Genomic DNA, 26863 nt, shown 5'->3' with positions numbered 1-26863 from the left:
AAATGATAAAAATCAAAACATTATTCACCATTGCTTGCAGCATTCTATTGGCTTCTTGTTATGCGCAAATGCCTACAGATTCTACTGCAGAAAAAATGCTGGTTTATCAGCTTAGTAATGGAGGTTGGCCGAAGCAGCTGGAAGATAAAAGTGTGGTTAATTATGGCGCTACTTTAACACCAGAACTATTAGCAAAAGTAAAAGCGACTACTGATAAACATGCTACATTTGATAACAAAGCAACAAGTAGAGAAGTCGTTTATTTAATTGGCGCTTATAAGAAAACGCAGAATAAAGTCTACTTAAAGGCGGCAGAAAAAGGCCTCGATTATATTTTGGCAGCACAATACCCAAATGGAGGCTGGCCACAATATTATCCCGACCAATCTTTATATCGATCGCAAATTACTTTTAATGATGATGCGATGATCAATGTTTTGAACATCCTGCGGGATGTAGCAGAGAAAAAAAATGATTTTGATTTAGTGGATCAAAGGTATGTTGGCAGAGCTGAAAAGGCGATTGTAAAAGGTATCGATTGTATTTTAAAAACTCAGGTTAAACAAAAAGGAGAATTGAGCATTTGGGCCGCTCAATATGATAAGGATACCATGCTGCCTGCAAAAGCCAGAAACTTCGAACCGGCTTCATTGGCTACAAGCGAATCAGTTGGCATTATCCGCTTTTTAATGGGTATTAAAAGTCCATCAGCAGAAGTTAAAAAATCTATTGCAGCTGCAGTAAAGTGGTTTGATACCTACAAAATATCGGGTTACCGTTTCGACAGAGAAAAAGGCAAAACTGCAGCATTGGTTCAAGATAATAGCAGCATGGCCTGGGCCCGGTTTTACGATCTGGATAAAAATGTTCCCATCTTCGGCGATCGCGATAACTCAATCAAGTTAAAGTTAGAAGAGTTGATTCCAGAGCGAAGAAATGGCTACGCCTGGTACGGTAGCTGGGGCCAGAAATTAATTGAAAAGGAATACCCAAAGTGGTTAGCCACTAAGGGACAATAATAATTAAAATCACACTTCGTGCCTCGGCGCTTGGTGATTAAACAATAAAACATGCTTTTAAACAAAGAAAATCTAAAAAACATCAGCGGAGAAAAGGTGATCAAACCAACTGCTGAAATGTTGGAGTTACCAGAGAAGGTAATTCAGTTTGGCACTGGCGTTTTGCTACGCGGTTTACCTGATTATTTTATCGATAAAGCCAATCATCAGGGTATTTTCAACGGAAGAATTGTTGTGGTTAAAACTACTTCGAAAGCTGGAGTTGATGATTTTGCTGATCAGGATAATTTGTATACGCTAAGTGTTAAAGGTATTGAGGATGGCGTTGAGGTTGAAGAAAACATGATCAATTCATCAATTAGTCGTGTTTTATCTGCAACATCAGAGTGGGCAGAGATTTTAAAAACGGCACATCAGCCAGAACTGAAAGTGGTAATTTCGAATACCACAGAAGTTGGAATTGTGAAAAGCGAAGATAAAATTACTGATACTCCACCACAATCTTTTCCGGGGAAGCTATTGGCCTTTTTGCATGAAAGGTATAAAGCATTCAATGGATCGGAAGAAAGTGGAATGGTGATCGTACCAACTGAATTGATCAGCGATAACGCAGATAAGCTGAAAGAAATTGTTTTGGATTTAGCCGTTCAAAACAAGTTGGGTTGGGATTTCGAAAACTGGTTAAGAACTGCCAATCATTTTTGTAAAACATTAGTAGATAGAATTGTTCCTGGAAGACTGCCTGAAGCATCGCAAAAAGCATTGGAAGCAGAGTTGGGTTACACCGATGGCTTAATGATTATGGCAGAGCCTTTCAGACTTTGGGCCATCGAATCGGCGAGCGAAAAAGTGAAAGAAGTATTGTCATTTGCTTCGGCTGATAAAGGTGTTTTCATCGTACCTTCCATCGATAAATTTAAAGAACTTAAGCTTCGCTTGCTTAACGGTACACATACCATTAGTTGCGGATTAGCCATTTTAGCAGGTTTCCATACCGTTAAAGAAGCCATGGCAGATAAAGCATTCGCTAATCATGTTTTAAAATTGATGAAAGAGGAAATTGTTCCTGTGGTAGAAAGCGGCGACATTACCAAAGAAGAAGCATTAGCTTTTGCCGAAAGCGTTATCGATCGTTTCAGCAATCCATCATTAGCACACCAATGGCATGCCATTACCTTAAATTACACGCAAAAATTGCAGATGCGTAATATGCCTTTAATTAGAAGATATTATGCATTGAAAAATGAAGTTCCTCAATTAACTGCACTCGGCGTTGCTGCTTACATCATTTATATGAATGCTGCCAAAGAGGGCGATACTTATACGTCGACAATAAATGGAAAATCATTCCCGATACAAGATGAATTTGCAGAAGTATTGCACAATTACTGGAAAAACCCTGAAACTGTAGTAGACAGTACGTTGGGCGATAGAAGGCTTTGGGATAAAAACCTGAATAACTATCCTGGTTTTAATGCTGCGGTAAAATCTTATGTAGATTTATTACAAAATAAAGGTGCAAAAGAAACTTTGAGTAACTTGCACTAAGAAAGAACAAATTGAAATGGTTACTAGAATTTTAAAAATCCATCCTAACGATAACGTACTTGTTGCCTTGCAAGATCTTGCAAAAGGCGAAACCATTATACACGATGGCCAAGAATATACTTTACAGGATGATATTAAGGCCAAGCATAAATTTTTTATGCAGGATATGAATGCCGGAGATCACATTATTATGTATGGTGTTCTGGTTGGGAAGGCGCAACATTTTATCCTTAAAGGCGGCTTAATGGATACTGAAAACACTAAACATGCTTCAGATCCTTACGAGTTTAGACCTTATCACTATGAATGGCATGCGCCAGATGTATCCAAATTTGAAGGCAGAACATTCAATGGTTATATCCGCAATGATGGTCGCGTAGGAACAGCCAACTACTGGTTATTTATTCCTACTGTTTTTTGCGAAAACCGCAACCTTGATGTCATTCGCGAAGCCTTACATAATGAATTGGGTTATGCCGTAACCGATAAGTACAAAACGTATGCGCATCACCTTGTTGAGGCTTATAAAAATGGTGAAATCCTGGAAGAAGCAGATTCGAGCTCAATCGGACAAGCGAATCTTGCGGCTAACCGTATTTTCAAAAACGTTGATGGGATAAAGTTTTTGAACCATCAAGGTGGTTGTGGTGGTACACGTCAGGATGCTGCTGTGTTGAGCAAACTTTTAGCCGCTTATGCTGATCATCCAAATGTTGCCGGCGTTACCGTTTTAAGCTTGGGCTGCCAGAATTTGCAGGTAAAAGATTTTGTTGACGATTTGAAATTGCGTTCACCAAATTTTGATAAACCCTTATTCATTTTCGAACAACAACAATCGCAAAGCGAAGAACAATTAGTTAAAGAAGCGATTAGAAAAACCTTTATCGGTTTAACTGAAATTAATAAAATTGAGCGTCAGCCAGCGCCATTAAGCAAACTGGTTTTGGGTGTGAAATGTGGTGGTAGCGATGGTTTTAGTGGCATTAGCGCTAACCCAGCAGTTGGTTATACTTCTGATTTATTGGTAGGTCTGGGCGGAACTGTTCTTCTAGCCGAGTTTCCAGAACTTTGTGGCGCCGAACAACAATTGATCGATCGCACAAAAGACGAAACTGCAGCACGTAAGTTTATTCAGTTAATGACGGCTTACAATCAAGCAGCAGAAAACGTTGGCTCTGGATTTTTTATGAATCCATCTCCCGGTAATATTAAAGATGGTTTGATTACTGATGCCATTAAAAGTACTGGTGCCGCTAAAAAAGGCGGAACATCGCCTGTGGAAGATGTGTTGGATTATACCGAACCTGCTACAAAACCTGGTTTAAATTTGGTTTGTACACCAGGAAATGATGTGGAAGCTACTACTGGTAAAGCAGCATCGGGCGCAACATTGATCTTATTTACCACAGGCTTAGGTACACCAACAGGTAATCCGGTTTGCCCAACCATAAAAGTTTCTACCAATAATGCTTTAACTAAACGCATGGGCGATATTATCGATATCAACTGCGGACCAGTAATTGAAGGTGAGAAAACCATTGAGCAAATGGGTGAAGACATTTTAGAATATTGCATCAAAGCCGCAAGTGGCGAAGTAATTCCGAAAGCTGTACTCTTAAATCAAGACGACTTTATTCCATGGAAAAGAGGCGTTAGTCTTTAGTTGGGGGTTTGGAGTCGGAAGTCTTTAGTCCGAATTCCAGAGTCGAGTTTTCACAAACTATTGTTGCTTGCCTGGCGGCAGGCAGGCGAGGCACGAAGTAATCTGATTCATAAGATTGCTTTGTTCCTTTGAATAACGAGGGATATAAAACAAAATCCGTGGTCTGTGTCCTCACAGACCACATTAAAAAATACGATATAAAGATCGGCGTTTTGAAAATCTCAAATCTCGTATCTAATATCTCAAATCTCAAAAGAATGAAACCTTTTTTAGACGAAAATTTCCTTTTGCAAAATGAAACAGCTGAAAAGCTTTACCATGATTTCGCAAAATCGTTACCCATTATCGATTATCATAATCACTTAATTCCGGAGCAAATTGCAAACGATAAGCAGTTTGAAAATATTACACAGGTTTGGTTAGCAGGCGATCACTACAAATGGAGAGCCATGAGAGCCAACGGCGTTGATGAAAAATACATTACCGGCGACGCATCTGACTTTGAGAAATTTGAGAAATGGGCTGAAACGGTACCTTACACTTTGCGCAATCCTTTATACCATTGGACTCATTTAGAGCTGCAAAGGTATTTTGGAATTACCGATATTTTATCAGGCAAAACCGCTCGTAAAATTTACGATGAATGTTCTGCAAAGTTGCAAACACCAGAATATTCTGTTCGTGGATTGTTGGCAAAAATGAATGTGGAAGCGGTTTGTACAACTGATGATCCGCTGGATAGCTTAAACTTCCACCAGCAATTGGCAGCCGAAGGTGTAGCCTTAAAAATGTTGCCGGCTTTCCGCCCGGATAAGGCAATGAACAGTGATGATGTTGCCGGCTTAAACGATTACATTAACAAATTGGAAGGTGTTGTGGGTAAATCCATCTCCAACTTTCAAGAATATATTGACGCTTTAAAAAGCCGCCACGATTATTTTGCCGAAAACGGTTGCTCGGTTTCAGATCACGGCCTAGAGCAAATTTATGCCGAAGATTATACGGATGAAGAAATCAGCTCAATTTTTGATAAAATCCGTAGCAATCAGGAGATTTCTTACGAGGAAAACTTAAAATTCAAATCAGCTATGCTGATCTATTTTGCAGAATGGGATCATGAAAAAGGTTGGGTTCAGCAATATCACTTAGGTGCTTTAAGGAATAACAATGCTCGTATGTTACGCCAATTAGGTCCTGATACAGGATGGGATTCCATTGGCGATTTTAGTCAGGCGAGAATGCTTTCAAAATTTTTAAACCGTTTAGATAACCTGGACAAGCTGGCGAAAACCATTATCTACAACTTAAATCCTGCAGATAATGAACTCATTGCCACAATGATTGGAAATTTCAATGATGGTTCTGTTGCCGGTAAAGTTCAGTTTGGTTCTGCATGGTGGTTTTTAGATCAGAAAGATGGCATGATTAAACAATTAAATGCACTATCAAACATGGGGCTTCTAAGCCGTTTGGTGGGGATGTTGACAGATTCACGTAGTTTCTTGTCGTTCCCACGCCATGAATATTTCCGCCGGATTGTTTGCAATCTGTTTGGCGAAGATGTGGAGAATGGGGAATTGCCAAATGATATTGAGTGGGTAGGCAAGATAGTGCAGGATATTTCTTATTTTAACGCAAAAAATTACTTTACGTTTTAAATATAAATGGTCTGTGAGGACACAGACCATGGAAAGAGGTTTTAGTCCAGCCCCTCGGTCTGTGTCCGTATAGATAGAAACTGGATTTAATTAATGGCCTGTGAGGACACAGGCCATGGAGAAGAGATTTTAGTCCAGACCCCTCGGCCTGTGTCCTCACAGACCGAAACTGGATTTAATTAATGGCCTGAGACGACACAGGCCATGGCGAGAAAACCGATCAAACATATAATGAGTGACCAGATATCATCCTTGGTAAAAAAAGGAGAAAAAGTTTTAAGTTTCGGAGAAATCCTTTTGCGCATTTGCCCTGATATGGATGGGCAATGGTTAAAAGAAAGTAAGTTGCCTTTTTACGTTGGTGGCGCTGAACTAAATGCGGCCACTGCATTGGCGTTGTGGAACGTTCCATCTGCTTATTTATCGGCTATGCCAGATAATTCTGTTACCCGAGAGATTGAAGAGTATTTAAAAGTTAGAAATATTGATACCTCGCCAATGGTTTTTGGCGGCGATAGATTGGGGCTATACTATCTTCCAAAAGGGAAAGATTTAAAAAATGCCGGAGTAATTTACGATAGGGCAAATTCTTCTTATGCAGAATTGAAAGTTGGTCAGATTGATTGGGATAAAGTTTTTCAGGGGATTACCTGGTTCCATTTCAGCGCTATCTGTCCTGCAATAAACCAATCGATAGCTGATGTTTGCCTTGAAGCCCTAAAAGCAGCAAGTGAAAGAAATATTATTATTTCGTTAGACTTAAATTACAGAGCTAAGCTCTGGAAATATGGTAAAGATCCGATAGATGTTCTACCTGAGCTGGCAAAATATTGCACTTTAATCATGGGCAATGTTTGGGCAGCAAACAAGATGTTAGGTACTGCTCTTCACGAAGATTTAAAGCCAACAGAAGGTTATGCAAAGGAAACGTTACTACAACAAGCAACGGATACCTCTAAAGAAATATTAAGTTTGTTTCCAGCTTGTAAGGCTGTAGCCAATACCTTCCGTTTCGATAACGGAAAAGGAATAAAATACTATACCGCGATATACACAGCAGAGAAACTAACGGTATCTGAAGAATATGTTTCAGATGAAATTTTAGATAAAGTAGGCAGTGGTGATTGTTTTATGGCAGGATTAATTTATGGTTTTTATAACCAGTTACCTGTGGAAGAAACTTTAAATTTTGCAACCGCTGCAGCCTACGATAAATTATACATTCCAAGCGATGCCACGACTAGTACCGTAGCAGACATTGAAAAAAGAATAATACGCCATGATTAGTAACAAACACAAAATTTTAGATGCCATTTTAGAACAAGGTATGCTTCCGCTTTTCTATCAAGATAGCGAAACCGGAAGTGTAGAAATTTTACGCACTTTGTATAATGCAGGTGTCCGCGTTTTTGAATATACCAATCGTGGTAAATCGGCTTTGCCTAACTTTAAAAAGTTAAAAGAAGTACGTGATGCTGAAATGCCTGATCTTTATTTGGGTATTGGTACCATCAAAACAGCTGCTGATGCAAATGCTTTTATTGATGCCGGAACCGATTTTATAGTGGCGCCAATCGTAAACCCTGAGGTAGCTGAAATAGCGAATAAAATCGGGATGCTTTGGATTCCTGGATGTATGACGCCGACGGAAATTAGTATCGCACAGCAGCATAAAGCAATGTTAATTAAGATTTTCCCTGCCAATATTTTAGGCCCAGAATTCGTATCCTCAATAAAAGATTTATTCGCAGGGCAATTATTTATGCCTACAGGTGGCGTTGAAATTGATGCTGACAATTTAAAAACCTGGTTTAAGGCTGGCGTTTGTGCAGTAGGCATGGGCAGCAAATTAATTAGCAAAGATGTAATGGCAAAAGGCCTTTATGAAGAACTGGCAGACAATACCAAACTCGCACTCGACTTAATTAAGCAAAGCAAGTAAAATTTAAATACCACTAACCAAATGAATCAACCAAAAATAGGCAAATACCGATGGACGATATGTTTACTCCTGTTTCTTGCCACCACCATAAATTACTTAGATAGACAGGTACTTTCGTTAACATGGACAGATTTTATTAAACCAGAGTTTCACTGGGATAATAATGATTATGGAAATATTACTGCATTGTTCTCGATATTTTATGCCATTTCAATGCTTTTTGCTGGTCGTTTGGTTGATAAACTGGATACCAAAAAAGGCTTTTTATGGGCAATTGGTGTATGGTCGGTTGGTGCCTGTTTACACGCTTACTGCGGTATCGCTACTGCCGGAATCATCGAAGGCAATTGGTTTGTAGGCTTTGAAGGGGCAAAAGAAATTATTGGTAGAGTTAACGATACTGGAATGGTTGTTTCGGTAAGTGTTACTTTGTTCATCTTTGCAAGGTTTGTTTTGGCAGTAGGTGAAGCCGGGAATTTTCCTGCAGCAATTAAAGCCACTGCAGAATATTTCCCTAAAAAAGACCGTGCTTTTGCAACCAGTATCTTTAACGCAGGTGCTACTGTGGGTGCTTTGGCTGCTCCAATTACCATTCCTTTTATTGCAAAAGCTTATGGCTGGGAGATGTCTTTTATCATCATCGGTGCTTTAGGTTTTGTATGGATGGGCCTTTGGGTTTTCGTTTACAATAAACCAGAATTGCATAAAAGAGTAAGCGCAGAAGAGTTGGCTTACATTCAACAAGATTTAATTGCCGATAGAAAATTGGCCGATTATGTAGAAGAAACCAAAGAAAAAGTATCGTTTATCGATTGCTTCAAATACAAACAAACCTGGGCTTTTGCCTTTGGTAAATTTATGACAGACGGTGTATGGTGGTTCTTTTTGTTCTGGACACCAGCCTACCTTAAATCGGTTTACGGAATGGACTCTACCCAAAGTGCTTTACCTTTATTTGTACTTTATATGATTACGCTGCTATCCATTATCGGTGGTTGGTTGCCTACTTATTTTGTTGATAAAAAAGGCATGAACCCTTACGAAGGCAGAATGAGAGCCATGTTAATCTTCGCTTTCTTCCCGCTTTTAGCTTTGGCCGCACAACCTTTAGGTCATATTACTTATTGGATTCCGGTAATTATTATCGGTATTGCAGGGGCAGCACACCAGGCTTGGTCAGCAAATATTTTCTCTACCGTGGGCGATATGTTTCCTAAAAAAGCCATTGCAACTATTACCGGTATCGGTGGTATGGCAGGTGGTATCGGCTCTTTCATTATCAATAAAGGATCGGGTTTACTGTTTGATTATACAGGTAAAAATGAAATCATTTTTATGGGTTTCAAAGGTGAAGAAGCCGGTTATTTCATTATCTTCTCTATCTGTGCGGTTTGTTACTTAATCGGCTGGACAGTGATGAAAACATTGGTACCGAAGTATAAAGTTATCGAATTAGCATAATTATCAGGCTGAAGGATTTGCGAACCAACTAGGCAAAACCTTCAGCCTTAAAAATAAAATTAATCTATACTTAAACTATAGATTAACACAATTATAAACCCTAACAACCAAACCAACATTGAGCACCACGCTAAACCTCGAAAGTATTTTCGTTGAAGAGAGCCAAATTCCAGATGAATTTAGGCTCAAAGAAGAAATCAATCAAAAAGAGTTTCTATCTAATGGAGAAATGAAACCCTGGAACGGACCTTTTAACGAGGTTTTTTCTCCTGTTTGCATCAAAACTCCCGAAGGATACAAAAGAAAGCGCATCGGAAGTTTTCCAGTATGTACGGAAAAAGAATCTACTGAGGCTTTAGATGCAGCCGTAGCAGCTTACGATAATGGTCGCGGGCAATGGCCAACCATGAGCGTAGCTGATCGCATTAGCTGTGTAGAAAACTTTACGCACAAAATGCTGGAGCAAAAGGAAATTGTAGCTAAGCTGATTATGTGGGAAATCGGTAAGTCTTACGCCGATTCTATCAAAGAATTCGATCGCACGGTTGAATATATTTACGCAACCATCGATGCCTTGAAAGATATCGACAGGCAGTCTTCACGTTTCGAAATTGAGCAGGGAATTGTAGCGCAGGTACGTCGTTCGCCGCTGGGCGTTGTATTGTGTATGGGGCCATTTAATTATCCTTTAAATGAAACTTTTACCACTTTAATTCCGGCCCTGATTATGGGCAATACGCTTTTATTCAAACCACCTAAACACGGAACATTATTGCATTATCCATTGCTTGAAGCTTTCCGTTCAAGCTTTCCAAAAGGAGTTGTAAATACCATTTACGGTCGCGGAAATACCATTGTACCAGGTTTAATGAAATCAGGGAAAATCAATGTATTAACTTTGATCGGTTCGAGCAAGGTGGCAAACGAGCTTAAGAAGTTGCACCCCAAAGTAAATCGTTTAAGGGCTATTTTAGGCTTAGATGCTAAAAATGCAGCCATCATTACTAAAGATGCTGATCTGGATCTGGCGGTTTCTGAAACCGTTTTAGGATCGCTTTCCTTCAACGGCCAGCGTTGTACGGCTTTGAAAATTATCTACGTTCACCGCAGTCTTGCACAAGAATTTTTAAAACGCCTTTCTGCTGAAGTAGAAAAACTAAAGTTCGGAATGCCTTGGGAAAAGGGCGTAAACTTAACACCGCTACCTGAATTAAATAAACCTGAATATTTAAAAGACTGCATTGATGATGCCATTGCCCATGGCGCTAAAGTGGTAAACAAAAATGGCGGTCAAACTTTTGAAACGTTCGTTTATCCTGCCATTGTGTATCCGGTAAATAGCAACATGAAACTGTATCGAGAAGAGCAGTTTGGACCAATTGTTCCTGTTGTTCCTTTTGATGATTTGGAAGAACCTATTGAATATTTAATCGGCTCGCCTCACGGACAGCAAGTAAGTATTTTTAGCAGCAATGCAAATGTTATTTCTTCACTAATTGATCCTTTAGTTAATCAGGTAAGCCGGGTAAACATCAACTGCCAATGCCAACGTGGGCCAGATGTATTTCCTTTTACAGGTCGAAAAGATAGTGCCGAAGGAACACTTTCTGTTGTGGATGCTTTACGTTCTTTTTCTATCCGCTCATTGGTGGCCACCAAATTTACCGATGACAACAAAAAACTACTAAATGAAATTGTGAATGGAAATGATTCTAACTTCTTAAGTACGAAGTATATTTTTTAGCAGATAATTAATAAAAAGTTAGCCGCAGATTCACAGATTAGTCTTGGAATTTGCGGCTTTTTTGGCGTAAATAATAAATGATCAACTTGATATGAATAGTCATCATGCTGAATTTATTTCAACACCTTTCATGATATTAACACTAAAAAAACCTCATTCGTCCCGTAGGGACGTATCCTCGGTAGAAAAAAAAATAATAATTTCAATTTCGTTCCGTAGGAACGTTTCATGATCTTCTTTTTGAATTAATTAACACCCGTTAATCGCCCTATTTGTGACGTTGTTTTCTTCATGATACGTTCCTACGGAACGATGACATAACGTTTATCATGTTCTACCGATGAATCGTTCCTACGGAACGAAATTTATACGGGCGGCGATTGGGTGTTTGGTATCTGAAAAGAATATTAAACATGTTAATAAGGCCCTGAAATAAATTCTGGGTGACGATTGGTTATAGAATGTGCTCTTAAGCCTTAAAAGGTATATTCTACATCTAAGCTAATAACCTAACAATATCTTTCGTTGGGAATTTACCTCAACACCTTTCATGATATCTTAACACTAGAAAAACCTTCATTCGTTCCGTAGGAACGTATCCTCGGTAGAAAAAATAATAATTTCAATTTCGCTCCGTAGGAACGTTTTATGATCTTCTTTTTGAATTAATTAACACCCATTAATCGCCCTATTCGTTACATCGTTTTCTTCATGAAACGTTCCTACGGAACGATGGCATAACGTTTATCATGTTCTACCAATGAAACGTTCCTACGGAACGAAATTTATACGGGTGGCAATCAGAGGTTTGGTATCTGAAAAGAATATTAAACATGTTAATAAGGTCCTGAAATAAATTCTGGGTAACGACTGGGTTAAAGATATTAGCAAAGTAATCTCACTCGCAAATGGCTACAGCAACCCTTTATTTCAATTTCTTCACCAAACTCAATTTGTTTTCTTTAATTCCCTGCACTACCAGACCAGCTATTTGTTGTGCACCATCTGGACTTAAATGTGTATCATCTTTTTTCCCTTTGTGGTAATTTACATATCCGGAATCAACATGCAGAAACAATTTTATAGATGCCTGATCACCTAATTTGTTCAATAACTTTTCTGTTTTAGCCAGCATATCAATCAGCGGAACCTTTAAAGAATCGGCAACCAATCTTGTAATTTTTGGATAATCGCCATGCGAATCTACGAGAACGCCATCCTTAAAACTTCTCCTCGAAATTGGTGTAAGCAATACGGGAATGGCCTTTTTACTTCTAGTTTCATTAACATAATTAACAAGGTTGATTTTGAAATCAGCTAAGGAAACACCAACCGTTGGCTTATCAATTTTTTCATCATTGTGCCCAAACTCAATAAATACATAATCGCCCGCTTTCAAATTATCCAAAACCGGTTGCCAACGCTTTTCAGCACGGAAAGATTTAGTACTTCTACCATTTGAAGCCCTGTTGTCTACTTTTACTTCCTCCTTAAAGAAAGGCTGCAATTCCATGCCCCAACCCGTTTCCGGGAACTTATCTGCTGCTTTATTTGCCGCAGTAGAATCGCCAATAATATATAGAACTATTTGTTTCTGTTGAGATTTGAAAGCAAATAATAGCACAAGAAGGGCCATGCCAAAGCCGGCATAAAATTTTGGTTTATTCATTATAAATTCGTTAAAGGATTCCAGTGATCAAATCCGCTGAGGATATTTTTAAGAGTGTATTTTTTAGCTTCTTTATCTGATAATTGTTTAGTCCATGGAAGTCGGGTTGATGGCGAAGCGCCCAAACCTACGCTTTGATATTCTGCATAAAGTGTGGTTTGTTCCTTATCGGGAAACATTTTGTCACCTTTCCAGGGATTCCATCCGGCAGGTAAAATATGTTTTCCTAATTCGCAGTGAATGAAAACCGTTTTGGCATATGGCCGCCATGGGCGTCCTAAATAAGCTTTGGAGACGGAAGAATCAGCAATGATTTTGCAATTCAAAAACACAAAACCGAAAGTTTGATTTCGTGAGGTTGAGGCCGCTGTAATGTAAGAATCGCTTAAATTTTTGATGGTACAATTCTGAAAAACTACGGTCGATTTCCCGAAAATAAAATCAGTTGTTCCTTCGATAAAGCAATCCTGGTAAAACTGGCGACTACTTTCTGTTGCCGCATACAACGTATCCTGATTGCCTGAAATGTTACAGTTCTTCGCTATAAAACGGTCGCCTTCTACATGTAATGCCACCGCCTGCCCAACACGACCAGCAGCGTTTACAATGCTTAGGTTTTCCAACGAAACATCATTGCCCTGAACTAAAATCGTGTAAGAAGTATAAGTAGACATTTTCTCCAAACCAAATGCATCTTTGCCTACAGAAACCGGTTTCCCTGAGTAATCACTGTTGGTGATGATGGTATGTTCTTTACTTTCTCCTATCAGTTTCAGGTTTATCTTCCAGGAAGGAATAACGATTTTTTCCTGATAGGTACCATCTTTAATTTTGATGATTAGCTGTTTTTCTCCTAAATCACGAATGGAATTGATGGCTTCCTGAATGGTTTTGTAGTTTCCAGTTCCATTTTGAGCAACCGTAATTTCTGCAGGGTATTTAGGATCCTGAGCATTTGCCTGAATGAAAGTAAATGCTAGAAAAAGAATAATGCAGTATTTAAAAAATGTGGGCTGACTCATGCTATAAATTTAAACGCTAGAATTTAAATTCCAATAAAAAAGGGCAGATAAAATCTGCCCTTGAATATAAATAGGGATATTAATTTCTCCACCTCGGATCTCCGACCCCATTAGTTCTCAAATCTGATTGGCTAATGGTAAAGTTACCTGCAGCTGCATTGGTAAATCCAGGATTTAAGGTAGTAAAGGTTCCTGTATCGTACTTCGCACCCGATGTTGCACTACCAGCCATATAGGTTGGTGCGTTGAAATAATTGTTTGCAATAAAGTTTGCTGGCACAATAATAGTTGAAGCCTGGTTGGTTAAAATACCTCCAGAATTGGCTATAATATTTTTAGAAGAATAAATTTCATGCTTAGCCAAACGAACATAAAATAATCTATTTGCAGCACCGTTGCAAACTCCATTTAATGTGTTTGTGGCCACAGTAATAATTGAGGCAAATGCTGGGAAGTTCGTAGAACCTGTTGGATCCATCCTGAAGAAATCTCTAGCGAGAACAGAATTATAAACCGTATTATTTGAGAAGTTTAGTGTTTTGGCCAAGCCAGTTCTAAAATCGATAAAATCACCTCCATTACATTCAATATTGCTGATTAAATTTCCTTTGATCGTTACTGATTCAATTAGCGCTTTAACATTTACATAAATAAATCCTTTCACGTAGTTTTTGATATTACTATTTTCAATCGAGAGGTTTCCGTAAGCAGCATCAGATGCATCGGTATAAACAATGGTTTGATTACCATCCAATGCACCTGTTCCATCAATATCCAGGTCTTTTAACGATAAGCCTGCGTTAGCCTTCATTCTAAATACAGCTCCTTTTATAATTGGCTTATCTGAAGGTTTTGCCCCTTTTATCGAGATCGTTTTTGTGATCAACAAATCTGCATTGATATTGTAAGTACCTGGAAAAAGGGCAAAAACATCACCAGCATTTGCGTTAGCAATTAAGGTAGTCAAGTTATCTGTAGGTGTTACGGCAATTGCTCCACCTAAATCAAGAGGAGTTGCAAAAGTAATGGTTCCACGAACTTTCGCACCGTTAAGCAGTTTTGCCGTGTATAAAGTTTCGCCTGTTAAACCGGTAACTACGGCTTCGCCTGCAGCAACTTCGGCGGCAGTAATGGTGCGGGTAATGTTGCCTGGAGTTAAGGTAATGGTAGTAGCTGCTTGCCCGGCGGGCCAGTTTAGCGCTACAGAAGTGGCCGTTAATTTAGCCGTATTTACATTCTGAAAAATTTGTTCTGCATCGGTTTTAGCAGTAGCCGTAACATATTTTGAATCTGTTACCCCTTCGCCAACCGCCTTTACACGGATGGAATATTGCGTATCGCCAGCCAAACCTGTCAAGGTATACGGCACTTGCAGAAATGTAATGTTATCAACTGTTTTTGTTGGCGTTCCTGAGAAATCAGCAGTTTCAAAAACTTCAATTGTATAAGTTTTTGCATTATTAACTGCCTTCCAGGTTAATCTAACGCCAGTTTTATCTACAATGGTAGCAGTTAAGCCTGTTGGCGAAAATGCCCTGTCTACTTGCAGTTTTGTAATTTCTTCTGTTACATCATCTTTACAACCCAATAAACTAATTGAGGTCAATACACAGAAAACGATGGTATATAGTTTATTTCTATTCATAACCTTGTTCATTATAAGTTCAAGTTTTTGTTGTTCAACAATCCGTTAGATGAGTCTAAGAAAACCTGCCATATCGGCCAAACCTGTTGTGCGTTTGGATCTTTAACAGCTAGCGCATCCCAATAAGTAGAAGCATCGCCTGTAGCCACCATCGTCCAGGCTTTATTAGCAGTATAACCTAAAGCCACACCCTGAGCATCGGTATCGCCAAAATTTAAACCATAAATCTCGACAGTTTCTCCATTGGCAGCTGTTTTATAATATATTTTTAACGGAAGTGCTGCATATTTACCTTGTCTGTTTTCTAATTGTTGCAACTTCGTTTTTGCTTCAGCGATTTTTGTGTTCAGCAAATTCCAGCGAATCAAATCACCTTTCCTCAACATTTCGCCTGTAAATTCCAATGCTCTTTCGTTTACAATGGCATCAAAAAATGTTTGCTTAGATGCCGTTGCAGACGCCATAAATGAAGTTACTTTTGCTGCATTGCCAGGGAAAGCACGATCGCGGATCATTTTTAGATATGGAGCTGCAGCAGCTGGCCCGTCCAACTCATTGATGGATTCAGCGGCCATTAAAACTACATCGGCATAACGCATATACATCCAATTCAAGCCGTCATCGTTGGTTGAGGTCACGCGTCTTTTCATCCATTCGTAACGGTACTTACCAAAATATAAACGGCCTAAACTCGAGGGAACCTGATATCCGCCTGTATCACCAGTGCCACCATCCCATTCGTAAGGTACAACGGTAACATCTCTTCTAACATCACCTGTTTCATACTCGTAAAGCATAATTGGGTTAGGTCCGTTGGTGCCACCTTTATTCTGACCGGTGTATTTATCTGTTTTTAAATGCTTCACTCCCAAATCAAAAATCACGCGGCCTCTACCTTCACTAAAAGGAATCTCCCAAATAGATTCTAATCCTGCTGCACCGGCCTCTTCATTAAGTTTTCTAAAAACTTCCTCGAAACCCAATAAGCGAAGTTTGCCACTATTAATAATATCTACACATTCTTTTTTAGCAATGGCATACATTTTATCTTTCGATAAATCGGCATCGGTACTTAAACGAACTGTACCATCCAAGCGTTGTGCATAACCACCTGCAGCCAAGGCCAAACGTGCTCTTAAACCTTTTGCAAAAGCCTTGCTTACACGCTCTACTTTAGCAGTTGTAGCATTTTCATTTGGCCATGGCAGATAACCTGCTGCTTCATCCAAATCTTTCAAAAGTTGTTTATAAATCACATCTCTATCATTTCTGGCCAGATAAGTTGTAGCTGTTGTAATCGGTTCGAAACGGGCAGGAACATCGCCCCAACCTTTAATTAAATCATTATATAAAACGGCACGAAGCGTTAATATCTCGCCTAGGATTTGTGCCATTTGAGGACTACTTGAAATGTTACCATAAGTTCGGATACCTCTAATTGCTAAGTTTGCTCGTTCAATGCCTTCATAAAACTTCGCCCAGGCATTGTTATCCGTATTCATCTGCCCGTTATTTACGTTCGCATTGTAATTTGAAAGCCGCGACTTATCATCAGCCGTTGCTTTTAAACCATTATTTACTTCAGTATCATTGTTGATGCCATAGAACACTAAAAAACGACCGCGATAAGAATTGGTTTCGCCAAAAGATTGGATAATTCCAGCAACCGCTCCTTCTGCTAAACCTGGCGTAGAAAAAATTACTGATTCATCCAAAGATGATTTAGTTGGTGCTTCCAGCGTCTTTTTACAACTATTTAAGGTAGTTATCCCTGCAATGAAAAACAGGATATATATAATCTTTTTCATATTCTTAAAAATTAGAAATTAACATTTAAACCAAATACAAACGACTGGCTTTTAGGGTAAGCCGAGTAATCTACTCCCGGCGTAAGGTTGGTTCTACGGCGGGTAGAAACCTCTGGATCGAAACCTGTGTAATTTGTTAACAACCAAAGGTTATAGGCCGAAGCATAAACCCTTAATTTTTTCATTTTCAGCTTTTCAGATATTCTTGATGGCAAAGTATAACCCAATGTTAATGTAGATAAACGCAAGAAAGATCCATCTTCTACAGCCCAATCACTTAAAACGAAAGTTTTCATATATGGCGACCATAAAGTAGTATTTGCATTCATCGCTGTAAGTTCAGCAGGATCGTTACTGATGGTTCCATCAGCACGAAGATTATTCCAGCGGCTACCGCTTTCCATAATGGAAATCATATTTCTGGAACTGTATTTACTGGTTGATGTATACTCAATTTTATTGGCATTGTAAATATCATTACCATAGCTCCAATTGAAGTAAGCACCAATATCAAAGCCATAAATTCTGGAATTAACTGAAAAACCTCCGGTATTTAACGGGTTTGCATTTCCAATAACCGTTCTGTCTGAAAGATCTATTTTGCCATCGCCGGAAAGGTCTTCAATTTTCATTGTACCCGGACGAATCGTTCCTAAAAATTCCTTGCCATCAACTACGCCTGGTTTTAAGGTCCAGGCACCAGTGGTTGCATTGTATCCAGAGAAATCAGAAACTTCATATCTTCCTGCATTGCGATAGCCATAAATTCTTCCAACTGATGATCCTTCTTCTACTAAATAATCGACATTAATTTCTGTTGATGCCCAATTGGATGTACCGTTGATGTTTTTAATTGCCCCCAATGAGATGATTTTGTTTCTGTTGAAGTTGATGTTGGCACTGAAACTCAAATCAAAATTTGTTTTTTTAATGGCATTCCAGTTCAATGAAAACTCCAGTCCTTTGTTTTGTGTTTCGCCAATATTGCGATATTGAAAATCGTAACCAGTACCGGCAACCGGAAATTGAAGTAATAAATCTTTCGTACGGTTTAAGTAGGCATCAATGGTACCGGTAAGTTGATAATTGAATAATGAAAAATCCAATCCGATATTTTTAGTTACCGTAGTTTCCCATTTCAAATCGGGGTTAGCCATGGTTTTTGATGCTGCCCAGTAGTTATTAAAGCCATTAACCCATGTGGTTACAGAGTTTTGGAAAGTCTGGTTCATTTGGCCGGGAGGAATATTATTGTTACCAGCCGTACCATAACTTGCTCTTAGTTTCAAATCTGTTAACCATGCTTTGGTTCCTTTCATAAAGTCTTCTTGCGAAACTCTCCAGGCACCAGAAACTGAAGGAAAATATCCCCATTGATTTTCTGGCGAAAATTTAGATGAACCATCTGCTCTGAACGTAGCGCTTAACAAGTATTTACCTTGAAAATCATAGTTTGCCCTTCCAAAAAATGAAAGTAACTTATCATCTGGAGAAAAGTTATTGTCAATTGAGTTGGCTTTTCCTTGCGTTGATAATACTCTTGCTTCCTGGAAACCAAAAGATTTTGGAAATCCATGCACCACATTGGTTAAAACACCCAATTCTGTTTTAATAAATTCCTGGCCCAATAACATATTCAGGTTATGATCTTTACCTAATATTTTACTGAAATTATAATTTAAGGTATTGGTGTTTCTGATGCTGTTTCTATTGGTATTGGTAAATATAATTGCCGGAAGATTCTGGTTCTCCGCGGACGGCACATTTCTAACGTAATAAGTTGTGGTGCCATAAAAGCGATCCATATCGTTTCTAAAACCATCATAACCTACTTCAGACCTCAATCTTAAATTTTCGATGATATCATAACTAATCGCCCCATTAATGTTGTAGGTTTTACGATGTACATACTGATCATTATCAGAAATAGAAATCAATGGATTGTAGAGATTAAATTCATCGTCCGTTTCGGTAGTAGTGGTTAATCCCGGTACTGGAAATGATGGATAAAGCATGGCATTTTTTAAACGGGAATCGGCAGAAGAAACCTCATTTTGTTCATTTGCACCACCACCTTTCGTTTTAGCATCTGCGTATCTCAAACCGAAATCAAGCGTTAAGCCTTTGTATAATTTGTGATTTAATTTGAAGTTGATGTTCTGTCTTTCGAAATCTGAAAGTTGCATAATGGCTTTGTCTTTCACAAAGCTATGACTTAAGCTGTACTTCGTTTTTTCACCACCGCCGCTAATGTTTAGGTTTTGGTTAAACGTAGTTCCAGTACGACCGAAAATGATTTCCTGCCAATCGTTAGCGGGTACATTTCTATACAAATCAATATCTTGATAGTTGCCAAAATATTGCGTGTAATCATTTGGTGTCTTGTCTAAAAGCGCCCTTTCATATTGCCAAGTAACATAGTCAATTGGTGGTAACACATCCAGTTTATTGGCCAACTGCTTAACGCCGGTAAAAACGTTGTAGCTTACCGATGTTTTGCCATCTTTACTATTTTTCGTAGTAACCAAAATTACCCCGTTTGCACCTCTCGATCCATAAATGGCGGTAGATGATGCGTCTTTTAATACGTCAATAGTCTCGATATCTTGCGGCGCTATATCAGCGATCGAAGCTACCGGGAAACCATCAACAATATAAAGTGGAGAATTATCACCAGTGATTGAACCGCCACCGCGAACACGAACCACTAAATCTGCATCGGGCGAACCTTCAGTAGTGGCAATGTTAATGCCGGCTACCCTACCTTGGATGGCTTCTAATGCAGAAGAAACGGGCGCCGCAGCAATCACATCTGCACCAACAGAAGAAACCGCTCCGGTTAAATCTTTCTTCCTAACCACACCATAACCAATATTAACGGTTACTTCTTGCAGTGTATTGGCATCTTCTTCTAAAGTGATATCCAATTTGCTTTGTTCAGCAAGTGTGATGGTTCTGGTTTTATACCCAATGTAAGTAAACGTAAGCACACCGCCCTTTTGAGGCACGGTAACTTTAAATACGCCATTTGCATCGGTACTGCCACCGGTTTTCGAATCTTTTACAGTTACACTAACGCCCACTAATGGTTGTCCGTCTGCCTTGTCTTTAACCGTTCCCGTAAACTGCTTGGTTTGTGCCCTGGCTACAGAAAACGCAAAAATAGATAGAAATGATAAAACGAGTAGAAATTTGCTCATAATTATTAAATTTTATTGAATATTTAATTGCTAAAGAATTGGGTAATTCATTGCAGAAAGAATATAATTCTATTGCAGCATGTTTTTGTTGGTTAATATTTGGTTAGATTGATGTAACAATTTTACAAACTTAAAATGGTTAGAAATCAGATTTAACCAAAAAAGTGTGCAAACGTTCCCAAAAACGTCTTTTTAACGCTTATTAATATAGCTTTCAAGAATGCCATAAAATATATTTTTTGTAACTTGTACGCATTGCCATAAAATGAGATTTGAAACTTCAACCATAAAAGACATTGCCAAGGCGCTCGGACTATCAACCTCGACGGTTTCCAGAGCTTTGCGAGATCGTTATGAGATTAGTGAAGAAACCAAAAAGCTTGTTTTAGCTTATGCGGAAAAGGTAAATTATCGGGCCAATCCGATAGCCCTAAGTTTAAAGGAAAGGCGAAGTTATTCCATCGGCATTATTGTGAGTGAGATTGCCAACAACTTCTTTTCACAGGTAATAAACGGTATAGAATCCATCGCCTATGATCGCGGCTACCACGTAATTATTTCTCAAAGTCACGAGTCGCACAAGCAGGAAAAACTTAACGTGGAGCATCTTGCATCAAGATCGATTGATGGTTTGCTCATCGCACTTTCTTCCGAAACACAAGACATCACGTATCTCCGGAATTTATATTCAAAAGGACTGCCGATCGTTTTTTTCGATCGCGTACCGGAAGATTTTGACACACACAAAGTGATTGCCAACAACTTCAAAGGTTCTTTTGACGCTACTGAACACCTGATTTTATCGGGGAAGAGAACGATTGCACATTTAACGAATTCTGAGAATTTATCCATCACCAAAGAGCGTTTAAAAGGCTATCAGGCGGCTTTGGCAAAATATCATATCGAATTTAAACCTGAATTAGTAAAATATTGCCAGCACGGAGGAATGCATTCTGCAGAACTGGAGCAAGCAGTAAAAGAACTTTTGCCTTATAAACCTGATGGTATTTTTATTTCCAGCGATAGACTAACCACCGGTTGTATCATGGCTTTGAAAAAAACCAATCCAGAGGTTGCCCATAAAATTGCCATTGCTGGTTTTACCAACTCCAACCTGGTCGAATTATTTTCTCCATCCCTAACATCGGTAAAACAGCCCGCTTTTGAAATGGGGCAAGTAGCTACAGAACTTTTAATTTCGATGATTGAGGCCAAGAGGGAAATTACTGAATTTGAGACTAAAATTCTTGACACTGAACTGGTAAGAATGCAGAAAAACATCGGAAACAGATTTTTGTAAAGCGGATTGCGTTGGGCGTCTTGCGGTAAGCGATTCCAAAGTTCAATTTTTCCGGCCACACAACTTAGAGGCTTGAGTAATTCACGAATCGAGACTTATGACTCACGACACCGAACTCCCAACTCCAAACTAATTATTACCTTTGCTGCATGGTAGAAATCGTATTAAAAAAGGGGAAAGAAAAAGCTGCACTACAAAGACATCCATGGGTATTTTCGGGCGCACTTGAAAAAGTAAAAGGAAAGCCTGAAAATGGAGAAGTGGTTAAAGTTTCCGCCTTTGATCATGAATTTCTAGCCTATGGCTATTTCAACAGTAATTCTAGAGTTGCCGTTCGTTTATTAGAATGGGATGAAACACAAATCATCGACAAAAAATGGTACGAAAAACGTTTAAAGCAGGCCATTGCTTCCCGTCAATCTATCCTTAACGAGGAAACCAATACCTGCCGTTTAGTATTCAGCGAAGCTGATTTCCTACCGGGTTTGATTGTCGATAAATATGCTGATTTTCTCTCTCTACAAATTTTAAGTTCCGGAATCGAGAGCGTTAAAAATGATATAGTAGAAATTTTAAAAGCGGAACTTCAACCCAAAGGAATTTTTGATAAAAGCGATGCTACTGCCCGTACTCATGAGGGTCTACCAGTTGAAAACGGCTTGCTTTGGGGTGAAAATCCGCCAGAGTTTTTAGAAGTTAAAGAGAACGGTATTGCTTATCATATCAACATCGCCGAAGGTCAAAAATCTGGCTTTTATTGCGATCAACGCGATAACAGAAAAATACTAGCCAGTTATACCAAGGGCAAAAAAGTATTGGATTGTTTTAGTTATAGTGGCGGTTTCAGTTTAAATAGTTTAGCAAATGAGGCAGCCAGTATTACCAGTGTAGACAGTTCTGGCTTAGCCATAGAAACCCTTAAACAAAATGTAGCGCTTAACAAATTTGATCCGGCTAAAGTTACAGCCATCCAATCTGATGTAAATAAACAGTTGAGAGTTTTTAAAGAGTCGGGCGAATTATTCGATGTAATTGTACTCGATCCACCAAAATATGCACCATCTCGTTCAGCCTTGGATAGAGCGGCAAGAGCCTACAAAGATTTGAATAGATTAGGTATGCTTTTGCTGGAGAAGGGCGGTTTACTGGCGACTTTCTCTTGTTCTGGCGCCGTAGATATCGAAACTTTCAAACAAATTATTGCCTGGGCAGCGCTTGATGCAGGTAAAGAAGTTCAAATCATTAAACAGTTTTGTCAACCTGAAGATCACCCGGTTAGAATTTCTTTTTCTGAAGGAGAATATTTGAAAGGTTTGTTGTTACGGGTTTTATAAACAATTATTAGCCACTGAAACACAGAAATGACGGAGCTTGAATGTTACTTTTCCGTGTTAATCCGTGTTTCCGTGGCAAAATTTATGCCTGCGCTCGTTTTTAATGAACGCAAAATAGTATAGCGATTGCATCGCGTAAAATTCTTAAAAACAGCTATTAATACGCTCGTTAGAAACGAGCGTGGGACTGAACTTTAAAAAAGTTATTAGCCACTGAAACACAGAAATCACGGAGCTTGAACGTTATTTACGCCTGCGCTCGTTTCTAACGAGCGCAAAATAGTTTAGCGATTCTATCGCGTAAAGTCCAAGAATAAAACAGCTATTAACACACTCGTTAGAAACGAGCGTGGGGATGATTATTAAAACAGCAAAATGCTAAATATCTTCCGAACTTTCCGGCAAACGATCGTATTCGCCCTTCCATGCATAAAACCCGAAAATCATCAAACCCAAACTAATCGGCAGGAAGATAAAAAGAATAATTCCCCATTGCAACATGGTATTTGTTCGTTCAATATCAGTATGGGTTAAGCCCACTTTTTCTACCGCCTGAATAAACAAAAAAGTCATCGCAACCGGCCCTAAAATCATCCATACTAAACCTAAAAATTTCTTTAACGCATTCATTTGTAAAATATTTAATCGTTAATACTTTCGTCCTTTTTGTTTGATAGATAAATGGTTCCTATGATCAAGCTTAATGTCGCAATTCCGATGGGATACCATAAACCAGATAATGGCGTTGAACCCGCAAAACTGGCAATTAAAGTAGCAATAAAAGGTACTAATCCGCCGAAAACACCATTGCCAATGTGGTATGGAAGCGACATAGAGGTGTAGCGGATTTTTGTTGGGAAAAGCTCCACTAAAAATGCAGCAATTGGACCATAAACCATGGTTACCAGTAAAATCTGAAAGAAAATCAGGCCTACAAATTTCCAAAAAACGGGTGTTGGCAGCACTTTATCTTTTACCATTTCGCCTCCCGAAATGATGCCTCGCTGACTCGATACCGTATCCGTTTTTACCACGTTAAAGCTGGCACCATTTTTCAACCTTACCTGAGTAGCCGAAGTTCTTAAGCTATCAGTGCTGTTGCCAATTAACAAGGCGCTTGAAGGGAGCGCTTTTGAGGTTAAAATATCGCTTTGTTCTACCTTGCTAAAATCAGTATCATCTAAAAATGTTTGATAAATTGGGCGATAGAAGATGATGCCCAAAAGCATTCCACTCAACATAATCCACTTCCTGCCAACTTTATCGCTCCATGCTCCGAATATTACAAAAAAAGGTGTCGCAAAAGCAATTCCCCAAAGTAAAATATAGCGTGAATCGTTGAAATCGAGCTTACAGGTATTTTCTAAAAAAGATTGTGCATAAAACTGACCTGTATACCAAATTACACCTTGCCCCATAGTGGCACCAAAAAGGGCAAGCAGCACCATTTTAAAATTGGCTTTGTTATTAAAGCTTTCTTTCAAAGGATTTTTAGAGATGTTGCCTTCCGCCTTCAGCTTAGAGAACATCGGCGATTCGTGCATCTTCATCCGGATATAGATAGACACTACAACCAATAAAATAGAAAGCAGGAATGGGATTCTCCAGCCCCAGTCGCCAAAAGTTTCGGCGCCCAAAATGTTCTTGGTAATCACAATAACGCCGAGCGACAAAAACAGCCCTAATGTAGCAGTAGTTTGAATCCAGCTGGTAAAAAATCCGCGTTTATCTTTTGGTGCATGTTCTGCCACATAGGTTGCTGCACCACCATATTCGCCACCGAGCGCTAAACCTTGAATTAAGCGTAAAATCAGCACTAAAATAGGCGCTGCATAGCCGATGCTTTTGTAAGACGGTATTAAACCAATAAAAAAAGTAGATCCGCCCATTAATACAAGGGTTAACAGGAACGTATATTTTCGGCCAATTAAATCGCCCAGGCGACCAAAAACCAATGCCCCAAATGGGCGAACGATAAAACCAGCCGCAAAAATGGCAAGAGTATTAATCAAGGCTGAAGCGCCTGCATCTTCTGGAAAAAGTTGATGACCAATAATAACAGCTAAGCTGCCGAAAATATAAAAGTCGTACCATTCGATTAGTGTGCCGAGTGATGAGGCACCGATTACTTTAAAGATATTGTTCTTTGGTAAAGTTTCGCTCATGAGATGTTGGGAATATTTGGTTTCCCAATATAAACATTTGCATGACAATCGGCAACCTGCGCTCTTTGTAACTATATTTGTTACACAAGCAAACATTTCAGCATTTGTTTTGTATTTTCAATCTCCATTAAACATGATATGCTTTTAATACAAAACATTAGACTAAGTAGAATTTTAAGAAACACCTGGCATGTTGATCTGATCATGATCGCTTCCTGCACCGCAGCATACTTCGTTAGAGAATATTTGATTGCCCACCATTTTGTCATCCCCACCATTATCCCAACTGTTTTGGGTACAGCGATAGCATTTTTTATCGGTTTTAATAATAACCAGGCTTACGACAGGTGGTGGGAAGCCCGCAAAATTTGGGGTGCCTTGGTAAATGATTCACGATCTTTTACAAGGGCTTTGCTTAATTATGTTGATGAAGACCCGGCTACCGCAAAGCGGATGATTTGTAGGCATATTGCATTTTTATATGCTTTAAAGGCTAGCCTGAGAGGCACCGTTGATGAGATATACATCAAGTATCTACCCGAAGAAGATCTGAAGGAAATTGAAAAGCATAACAATACGCACAATGCAATTCTAAATATTCAATCACGAGACCTGCAAAAGTTATCGAAAGGAAACCATATTGATGGGTTTAGATTTATTGAGATTAATGAAATGTTAGTGCGTTTCTCGGATTCGATGGGCATGAGCGAAAGGATAAAAAATACTATTTTCCCAACTACCTATTCCTATTTAACAAAGGTTTTTATTTGGTTATTCGTGGTTACTTTTACTTTGGTGATCAGTCAGGATGCAGGACCGGCATCAATCTTTTTAGGCTGGTTGATTGGTTTTGTGTTTGTATCCACTCAAATCAATGGGATGAGCCTGGTTGATCCGTTTGAGAATAATTCTGCAGGAATTCCATTAAATCAGATTACCAGAACAATTGAAATTAACCTGCTGCAAATGATGGAGGAGAATGAAATTCCAGAGCCTATTAAACCAATTAATGAAGAATATGTACTTTAGCTTTTAGCTAGCTTTTTCCCTATCCAAATTAACAATAGGGAGAGTATCCAAAAAAGAAACAGGCAGCCAAAGGCATTCAGTAGCGCTTTTGGATAGCCCAAATCAACCACATTAATAAATGGGTAAGGATATTGGTTGATTAAATATCCACGGATTACAATAAATATAATGTAGGCTAGTGGATAAAGCAACCAACTGAAAGCATCTCTATATTGCAGCGTTTGCTTGTTGACGAATAACATCCAAAATCCTAGAAATATTAGTGGATTAACAACATGGAGCAATTCGTCAGCAACCCTGGCCCATCCCACAGGGCGAAGTAAACCGCGTAACAACACGTTGTATATAATGCCTACTACAACAATGTAAACCGTTATTGCTGTTTGTGTTGATGGCCTGGAAAAGAAAACTCCTAATTTAGTCTTGCTAAACAGAATTATTGTAGTAAAGCAAATGGCCACAATAATATTTGTAGTGATGGTAAAAAAGGATAAGTATAATTTAGTAGTTGATAGAAAATCATAGTCAGCAGCTTTTAAACTTACTATAAATTGTAAAATTAAAGCAAACCAGACCACGGCGGCGCCGAATGCTAAATACATTTTAATAGCAGGAGATGACTTCATATTAGGGATGTGCTGATGGTTATGCAAGGT

Annotated in this window: 19 protein-coding genes; 11 read left to right on the top strand and 8 right to left on the bottom strand. The window is 38.9% G+C overall.

Going from position 1 to position 26863, the window contains the following annotated elements:
- The first annotated feature begins 2 nt into the window (after window positions 1–2).
- The 8 genes from pelA (at window position 3) to ACZZZC_RS02910 (ending at window position 11035) form a co-directional block, all read left to right on the top strand.
- Window positions 3–1019 (top strand): pectate lyase, encoded by a 1017-nt coding sequence (gene pelA, locus ACZZZC_RS02945; RefSeq protein WP_463486580.1) that lies wholly within the window; start codon window positions 3–5, stop codon window positions 1017–1019.
- A gap of 51 nt (window positions 1020–1070) precedes the next feature.
- Window positions 1071–2567 carry a tagaturonate reductase gene (locus tag ACZZZC_RS02940; protein ID WP_463486579.1) on the top strand — a complete coding sequence of 499 codons (1497 nt, stop codon included), beginning with the start codon at window positions 1071–1073 and terminating at the stop codon, window positions 2565–2567.
- Window positions 2568–2583: 16 nt separating this feature from the next.
- The gene (locus ACZZZC_RS02935) at window positions 2584–4230 is read left to right on the top strand and encodes a UxaA family hydrolase (protein WP_463486578.1); all 1647 of its coding nucleotides are present in this window, start codon (window positions 2584–2586) and stop codon (window positions 4228–4230) included.
- A gap of 257 nt (window positions 4231–4487) precedes the next feature.
- Window positions 4488–5888 carry a glucuronate isomerase gene (gene uxaC, locus ACZZZC_RS02930; RefSeq protein ID WP_463486577.1) on the top strand — a complete coding sequence of 467 codons (1401 nt, stop codon included), beginning with the start codon at window positions 4488–4490 and terminating at the stop codon, window positions 5886–5888.
- 231 nt (window positions 5889–6119) lie between these two features.
- The gene (locus ACZZZC_RS02925; RefSeq protein ID WP_463484763.1) at window positions 6120–7175 is read left to right on the top strand and encodes a PfkB family carbohydrate kinase; all 1056 of its coding nucleotides are present in this window, start codon (window positions 6120–6122) and stop codon (window positions 7173–7175) included.
- A complete protein-coding gene (locus tag ACZZZC_RS02920) occupies window positions 7168–7830 on the top strand; it encodes a beta/alpha barrel domain-containing protein (protein ID WP_463486576.1) in 663 nt (220 codons plus the stop codon). Before ACZZZC_RS02925 ends, ACZZZC_RS02920 begins: the two co-directional genes overlap by 8 nt.
- Window positions 7831–7851: 21 nt before the next feature.
- The gene (locus ACZZZC_RS02915) at window positions 7852–9291 is read left to right on the top strand and encodes an MFS transporter (RefSeq protein WP_463484762.1); all 1440 of its coding nucleotides are present in this window, start codon (window positions 7852–7854) and stop codon (window positions 9289–9291) included.
- Window positions 9292–9409: 118 nt separating this feature from the next.
- On the top strand, window positions 9410–11035 hold the full coding sequence (locus ACZZZC_RS02910; protein WP_463484761.1) for an NADP-dependent glyceraldehyde-3-phosphate dehydrogenase: 1626 nt from the start codon (window positions 9410–9412) through the stop codon (window positions 11033–11035).
- 925 nt (window positions 11036–11960) lie between these two features.
- On the opposite strand, the gene ACZZZC_RS02905 is transcribed toward ACZZZC_RS02910, so the two are convergent.
- From ACZZZC_RS02905 to ACZZZC_RS02885, 5 genes are all read right to left on the bottom strand, one after another.
- Complete coding sequence (locus ACZZZC_RS02905; RefSeq protein ID WP_463486575.1) at window positions 11961–12704, bottom strand: rhamnogalacturonan acetylesterase; 744 nt, start codon at window positions 12702–12704, stop codon at window positions 11961–11963.
- Window positions 12704–13726, bottom strand: coding sequence for a pectinesterase family protein (locus tag ACZZZC_RS02900; protein WP_463486574.1), 1023 nt, complete (start codon window positions 13724–13726; stop codon window positions 12704–12706). The genes ACZZZC_RS02905 and ACZZZC_RS02900 overlap by 1 nt, the downstream gene beginning before the upstream one ends.
- A 79-nt stretch (window positions 13727–13805) precedes the next feature.
- The gene (locus ACZZZC_RS02895) at window positions 13806–15371 is read right to left on the bottom strand and encodes a DUF4957 domain-containing protein (protein ID WP_463484758.1); all 1566 of its coding nucleotides are present in this window, start codon (window positions 15369–15371) and stop codon (window positions 13806–13808) included.
- Between the two features lie 11 nt (window positions 15372–15382).
- Entirely contained in the window at window positions 15383–17179 is a 1797-nt protein-coding gene (locus ACZZZC_RS02890; protein ID WP_463484757.1) for a RagB/SusD family nutrient uptake outer membrane protein, read from the bottom strand.
- A gap of 11 nt (window positions 17180–17190) precedes the next feature.
- Window positions 17191–20379, bottom strand: coding sequence for a SusC/RagA family TonB-linked outer membrane protein (locus ACZZZC_RS02885; RefSeq protein ID WP_463484756.1), 3189 nt, complete (start codon window positions 20377–20379; stop codon window positions 17191–17193).
- A 265-nt stretch (window positions 20380–20644) separates the two neighbouring features.
- On the opposite strand from ACZZZC_RS02885, the gene ACZZZC_RS02880 reads away from it, so the two are divergent.
- On the top strand, window positions 20645–21679 hold the full coding sequence (locus ACZZZC_RS02880; protein WP_056848099.1) for a LacI family DNA-binding transcriptional regulator: 1035 nt from the start codon (window positions 20645–20647) through the stop codon (window positions 21677–21679).
- 149 nt (window positions 21680–21828) lie between these two features.
- A complete protein-coding gene (locus ACZZZC_RS02875; protein WP_463484755.1) occupies window positions 21829–23013 on the top strand; it encodes a class I SAM-dependent rRNA methyltransferase in 1185 nt (394 codons plus the stop codon).
- Between the two features lie 378 nt (window positions 23014–23391).
- On the opposite strand, the gene ACZZZC_RS02870 is transcribed toward ACZZZC_RS02875, so the two are convergent.
- Both ACZZZC_RS02870 and ACZZZC_RS02865 read right to left on the bottom strand, forming a co-directional pair.
- The gene (locus ACZZZC_RS02870) at window positions 23392–23643 is read right to left on the bottom strand and encodes a DUF6814 family protein (RefSeq protein WP_463484754.1); all 252 of its coding nucleotides are present in this window, start codon (window positions 23641–23643) and stop codon (window positions 23392–23394) included.
- An 11-nt stretch (window positions 23644–23654) separates the two neighbouring features.
- Entirely contained in the window at window positions 23655–25178 is a 1524-nt protein-coding gene (locus ACZZZC_RS02865; RefSeq protein WP_463484753.1) for an MFS transporter, read from the bottom strand.
- A gap of 138 nt (window positions 25179–25316) precedes the next feature.
- On the opposite strand from ACZZZC_RS02865, the gene ACZZZC_RS02860 reads away from it, so the two are divergent.
- Window positions 25317–26207 carry a bestrophin family protein gene (locus ACZZZC_RS02860; RefSeq protein WP_463484752.1) on the top strand — a complete coding sequence of 297 codons (891 nt, stop codon included), beginning with the start codon at window positions 25317–25319 and terminating at the stop codon, window positions 26205–26207.
- Here the strand turns inward: ACZZZC_RS02860 and ACZZZC_RS02855 are convergent.
- Window positions 26204–26809 (bottom strand): Pr6Pr family membrane protein, encoded by a 606-nt coding sequence (locus tag ACZZZC_RS02855; protein WP_463484751.1) that lies wholly within the window; start codon window positions 26807–26809, stop codon window positions 26204–26206. The two genes, ACZZZC_RS02860 and ACZZZC_RS02855, sit on opposite strands and share 4 nt — an antisense overlap.
- Between the last annotated feature and the right edge of the window lie 54 nt (window positions 26810–26863).

Source organism: Pedobacter sp. AC212, from assembly GCF_979258625.1.
The sequence above is the reverse complement of the archived record's forward strand: the minus strand, read 5'-3'. Positions and strand labels throughout refer to the sequence as shown.